The following is a 4,174-nucleotide window of genomic DNA, read 5'->3' as shown; positions in this document are numbered from 1 at the left end:
CAAAGACGCGAAGCGCGAACATCCTTTGTGACTCGCTATCGTGTTGAGGATCTTTAAAACAAGCCTGTCCATTTTTGTCTACATGAGTGTGAAACCCCCTTCCCCCTTCCCCTTTCCCCCTCTTGTTTCCCCGTTTTATCTAATGACTAAATTTTTGGCAAGCAGGCTCATCTTTATGCCTGCTCTTATTTTGCCAGTGTTACTCAACTTTCAGGCACTAGCCGCCGAACTGGTAGGACGTGCAGTTTTACCTGCCGATACTTTTGCTTTTGGTTCAACCACAGGTCAATTCAAGAAAACAAATCGCACCGTTCCTTTTATCAATGCACAACCCGTGCAGGGATTTTCCGCTGTCATACCAGGACCAAAAGTCGGCACTTATCTAGTAATTTCCGATAACGGTTTCGGTTCAAAAGCGAATTCACCTGACAACGTGCTGCGTATTTACGCACTAGAACCGGATTTTACCACGGGTCAAGTTTTCCCAGTTAATTTCCAAACTGGTGAAAGACTTAAAAGCTTTAACCGCGAAAGTTTTCTAGAACTAAATGATAAAAGAAATTTAGCTAACTTCCCGATAATCGCTTCACAGAAACTTTATCCAGGTAGTAGCATTCCCGTCAGTCGCGAAATAGCTAAAAATCGCTTGCTGACAGGAGGAGATTTTGATACAGAATCCTTCCGCCGAGTCAGTGATGGCACATACTGGATAGGAGATGAGTTTGGTCCGTTTTTGCTACACGTAGGACAAAATGGTGAATTGCTGGATTCTCCGATTCCTTTACCGAACTTAAGAGCGATCGGTAAGTTAAATTTTGTTAAATCTCCAGATAATCCAGAATTCGCCAATTTACCTGATGATACTGCCCGAATTGCAGCCGCTAATCTTGGCGGTTCTAAGGGGTTTGAAGGCTTGGCGCTTAACGGCAGCGGCACAAAGCTTTATGCGATGCTGGAAGGGGCATTAAAGGATGATATTGTGCGATCGCGATCGCGCTTGTTAATTAATGAATTTGATTTAGCAACCAAACAGTACACAGGTAAAGTTTTTTCCTATAAGTTAGAAAACCCCAATTACGCAATTGGTGATTTAACTGCGATTAACGACAACGAATTTATTGTCATCGAACGCGATAATAAGCAAGGCGACCCTAATAATCCAGCTTTTAAAACACCTGCTCAATTCAAACGCCTTTATAAAATTAATATCACCAATCTAGATAAACAGGGTTTTGTTCAAAAAGAATTACTAGTAGATTTGCTGAAAATATCCGACAAAAAAGGTATTGCTGGGAACCTTACCCAAAATAGTATATTTGCATTTCCTTTTGTGACAATCGAAAACGTTTTGCCTATAGATGCCAGAACATTGCTGGCGGTCAACGATAACAATTATGCTGATACCATTGGTCGTTATCCAGGGCAAGCCGATAATACTGAATTCATAAAAATTAGATTAGATAAACCCTTAAATTTACTTAAAAGTCAAGAATATTAAGTTTCATTATCAAATTTGGGGAAAAATACAGATATTAAGTCTTTGAAAATATAGATAAATTATCTATATTTTTATTTTGAGAAAATTGACTTGGCAATATTGATAAAGTATTTTACAATATTTACACATAATTTTCACAGACAATATTCGTATTGGACAATCTATTTTCTTATTTTCTAGCCTTGAGGACAATATTTTTATCTTCAAGAGAATGTTATTAATTTTGATTACAGTTTGATTGAATTCAATGTACCAATCTGCTAGGCGCAAGTAGTGTAAGTGGTAATAAACCCAATTTTTGAGTGTCGCATCCGGACTGATTGCCATGAACATGAAGCCAGTAGCAATTAGTGCCTAACAATTCGTTATCTTTAGGCAAAATTTACGGTTAATTTATGTCAACCTACTTATAAACTATAAAAATACCAGCATTATCTGCCTTTTGCTGATGAGATAATTCATCAAAAGCAAACAGCATGTTCTGGTGGGGTTATGATTTGGTAACAGGTCTGTTGTTAATCGATGCTTTGGTGACAAAGAGTAACAGAGCAGAGAAGCTATGATCGGGCTGTAGGGTTTACATAGGAGCATGTTAGTTGGGAAAGTTGATAAAGTTGATAAATAACTATTAGCACCTGCTGGCTGCCGCGCTGGCAAAGGATGATTCATTCATTCCTATAAGTCAAGTTAAAACATGAGCGGTCTAGACTGCCGCTGTCACTGCTGTTGTGTGGAAATTGCTAATCGCTGATCGGTGCGAAAATTATGGAAAATGACGCGGCAAGGCTGTATTGCCCAAATGAACTTTGTCAGACGCCCAACCCCTTAACCCATAAGTTTTGTCAGCAATGCCGGACACCCTTACCGAAGCGTTACCTCTGGGTGGTGGGAGATGGGGAAAGTGTGGGTAACTCCGGAGAAATATTAGCCGATCGCTATTTAGTCATCAGCCAATCAGTTCTTTTAGATACTAAACCCGCTTTTGCACATGAAACTGCAGGGTTAGAAAATTTACAGTCAATCAGACCTTATCTGCGACTAATTCCCTACCGGTTACACGTTCCGCAGGTATATGGACTGCTACAGCTAGCTAATAACCAGCAAGCGCGGGAAATAATACTTTTAGAAAAACCGCCGCTCTTCACCAATAACAGCACCAACCAAGTACAACTCTACAACGATTTAATTACTGCTTGGAGTCATGCCACATCGATGAAGCAACTCAATTGGCTGTGGCAAATCGCTCAACTTTGGCAACCTCTAGCGAGTGAGGGTGTTGCCTCTAGCTTACTCGATCCTAATTTATTACGGGTAGAAGGCTCGTTAGTGCGTTTGTTGGAATTGAAAGTAGATTCAACAACACCAGAGTTATCTGAATTGGGTGAATTTTGGCAGCAGTTATGCCTTGAGGCAAAAAGTGCGATCGCCGAATTAATAAATCAAATTTGTCGTTCTTTGATTTCAGGAGAAATAAACTCCTCTGAACATTTAATAGAAGTTTTAGATAAAGGACTGGCAGACGTAGGCAAAACACAAACACCTACGATTAACATTATCACCAAAACCGAAACAGGTCCCAGCCGCCAACGCAACGAAGATGCGTGTTATCCGGACGCAGGAACTCTTTTAAGCAAACCCCCTCACTCCACAGCTTTAGCTATTGTCTGTGATGGTATCGGCGGACACGAAGGTGGTAATGTCGCATCACATTTAGCAATTGAAACGATTCAGCAGCAAGTACAGCATCTCACCAAACTTCCTCCCGACCACATAGTAGCGGCAAATCTGCTGACAGACTTAGAACAGGCAGCAGCAGTAGCTAATGATAAAATTAGTCAGCGCAACGACAGCGAAAATCGCCAAGGGCGTCAGCGCATGGGTACAACTCTGGTGATGGCGTTGCCTATTGCCCATGAAATGTATATTACCCACGTTGGTGACAGCCGCGCCTACTGGATTACACGCCACGGCTGTTATCAAGTTACCCTTGATGATGATGTCGCCTCGCGTGAAGTGCGGCTAGGCTATGCTATTTACCGTGAGGCTGTGCAACAAAGTTCCTCTGGTTCTCTGGTGCAGGCTTTAGGAATGAGTCCCAGTATTTCATTGCATCCTACGGCACAGCGGTTTATCCTGGACGAAGATTCGATTTTCCTGCTGTGTTCTGATGGTTTAAGCGACTTTGACCGAGTTGATGAATATTGGGAAACAGAAATCTTGCCGATTCTCACTGGCGAGACAGATGTTGTCAAAGTCGCTAATAGGCTAGTCGAAATTGCTAACACCAAAAATGGACACGATAATGTAACCATAGCTTTAGTACATTGTCAAGTCAAATATTCTGAACCAAAGTCAAACTTGACAGCAGTCATTCCAGAACCTTCACCAATTAAAGCTTCTGATTACGCGCCCACAATAATTCAAAACACTGCCTCAAGCAGTCCCAACCAAAAAACGCAAGTAATTCCAGAAACAAAGCCAGCGACACCCTTAAAAGTGCCGTTACAGTTGGGAATTCTCTTATTATTAATTACGGGAGTCGGTTTTTTGGGCTACTGGGCGATGCGATCGCAATTGCCATTAACTCCAAATATTGGCACTCCTCCAACTCAGCCAGAAGGCACAGATCCGAGTGTTGTCACTGTACCTGGGCAAGTATCGCTTTCTAATTTAGAT

General features: G+C 41.6%; 2 protein-coding genes. Both read left to right on the top strand.

What is annotated here, in order from left to right:
• Window positions 1-175: 175 nt before the first annotated feature.
• Complete coding sequence (locus PI95_RS34755; RefSeq protein WP_236117338.1) at window positions 176-1,498, top strand: esterase-like activity of phytase family protein; 1,323 nt, start codon at window positions 176-178, stop codon at window positions 1,496-1,498.
• Window positions 1,499-2,263: 765 nt separating this feature from the next.
• The coding region (locus PI95_RS34750; RefSeq protein ID WP_163519477.1) for a protein phosphatase 2C domain-containing protein at window positions 2,264-4,174 on the top strand (1,911 nt) is incomplete at its 3' end.

The sequence above is a fragment of the Hassallia byssoidea VB512170 genome, assembly GCF_000817785.2.
GTDB lineage: Bacteria > Cyanobacteriota > Cyanobacteriia > Cyanobacteriales > Nostocaceae > Hassallia > Hassallia carrinoi.
The sequence above is the reverse complement of the archived record's forward strand: the minus strand, read 5'-3'. Positions and strand labels throughout refer to the sequence as shown.

Bases quoted from the DNA above. Each gene is read 5' to 3' on its own strand.
- PI95_RS34755 (WP_236117338.1), top strand. From the start codon at position 176: ATGCCTGCTCTTATTTTGCCAGTGTTACTCAACTTTCAGGCACTAGCC.